The organism is Komagataeibacter kakiaceti JCM 25156, from assembly GCF_000613305.1.
The window spans coordinates 1-1835 of record NZ_BAIO01000469.1; the positions used below are offsets into that span (position 1 = coordinate 1).

At 67.7% G+C, this 1835-nt stretch carries 1 protein-coding gene and 1 pseudogene; both read left to right on the top strand.

Annotated elements, in window-relative coordinates:
* Positions 1-304, top strand: a pseudogene (locus JCM25156_RS15415) (SDR family NAD(P)-dependent oxidoreductase); the annotation flags it as partial.
* 37 nt (positions 305-341) lie between these two features.
* The coding region (locus JCM25156_RS15420) for an efflux RND transporter permease subunit (protein ID WP_025813786.1) at positions 342-1835 on the top strand (1494 nt) is incomplete at its 3' end.

The following is a 1835-nucleotide window of genomic DNA, read 5'->3' on the forward strand; positions in this document are numbered from 1 at the left end:
GGCGCGGGCCGGTATCCTGCTGTCCAGCGTGTGCTGCGGTTTTGTCGCGACACCCATGACCGCGCACAACACCTTTCCCATGCCCGGCCTGACCCAGACGGGCGATGCGGTGCGGGCCATCCTGTCCGGCGTGGCGCGGGGCAGGCCGCGCATCTCGTTTCCGTGGTGGCTGGCGGCGGGGTCACGCTTCATGGATCTGCTTCCCATCCGGGTGGCGCGGTCGTGTTACTTCCGCCAGCCGGCGGGGCAGGCGGGCACCATGCCGGAAACGGGGCTGGAGCCATCGGGCGCGCCCACGGCGTGAATGAAGCCGTGGTCATGGCAAGAGCCGGGATCAGACGTTGAATCCGTGCCGCATCTTCATCCTGCGCCCGGTGGCGACCACGCTGCTGGCCGCGGCCATCCTGCTGTCGGGTCTTTTTGCCTACCGGACCCTGCCGGTGGGCGACCTGCCCGATATCGCCGTGCCGGTCATCTACATCATGGCCACCCAGCCGGGCGCGTCCCCCCAGCAGATGGCGAGTTCCGTGACCACCCCGCTGGAGCGCAGGCTGGGGCAGGTCGCGGGCGTAAGCGAGATCGAATCCGATTCCAGCCAGGACAGCGCCTTCATCCTGCTGACCTTCAATGAAACCACCAATATCGACGCCGCCGCCAATGATGTGGAAGCCGCCCTGCGCGCCGCCCGCGCCGACATGCCTGCCACCCTCCAGTCACAGCCGCAGTACTGGAAGGCCAACCCCTCCGACAACCCGATCCTGATCCTGGCCCTGACATCGGACACCCAGCCGGTGTCCGAGCTGTACGACATCGCCAAGACGCGCCTGCAGCCCCTTCTGGCACAGGTGCAGGGCGTGGGCTGGGTCGAGATCGCGGGCAGTTCGGCACCGGCGGTACGGGTGGAAATCAACCCATGGCCGCTGTTCAAATACGGGCTGGGGTTCGAGGACATCCGCTCGGCGCTGGCTTCGGCCAACGCCAATACGCCCAAGGGTGTCGTGCAGAACGACACGACCCGCTACACGCTCGCCACCAACGACCAGGCGCGCACCGCCGCCCAGTACCGCGATCTCGTGATCGGCTACCGCAATGGCCGCCCCGTGCGGCTGCAGGACGTGGCCAGCGTGCGCAACGGCGTGGAGAACGAACGCCAGGTCGGTTTCCTGAACGGGCACAGCGCGGTCATGGCCATTATCCGCCCCCGCGCGGGGGCGAATGTCATCCGCGTGATCGACGCGATCAAGGGCCGCCTGCCCACCCTGCGCGCGGCGCTGCCGCGCGGGGTGTCGCTCGTGCCCGCCATGGACCGTTCCATAATCATCCGCGCCTCGCTGGCGGATACGCAGTGGACGCTGCTGGCCTCGGTCGTGCTGGTGGTGGGGGTGGTGCTGGTGTTCCTGCGCACGCCGCGCGCAACGCTCATCCCGGCCATTACGGTGCCCATCTCCCTGGCGGGCACGCTGGCGTTCATGGCGCTGTTCCACTTCTCGCTCGATATCCTGTCGCTCATGGCGCTGACCATCGCGACCGGCTTCGTGGTGGATGACGCCATCGTGGTGCTGGAAAACATCGCCCGCCACATGGAAGCGGGCATGACCCGCAGGCAGGCCGCCCTGCGTGGCTCGCGTGAGATCGGGTTTACGGTGCTGTCCATCACCATCTCGCTGGTGGCGGTGTTCCTGCCGCTGCTGTTGCTGGCGGGCACGCCGGGCAAGGTGTTTTTCGAGTTTTCCATGACGCTGGCGATCACCGTCACCGTCTCGCTCGTCCTGGCGCTGAGCCTGACGCCCATGATGTGCAGCCTGTTCCTGGAGGTCGGGCCACAGGCGCCGCCG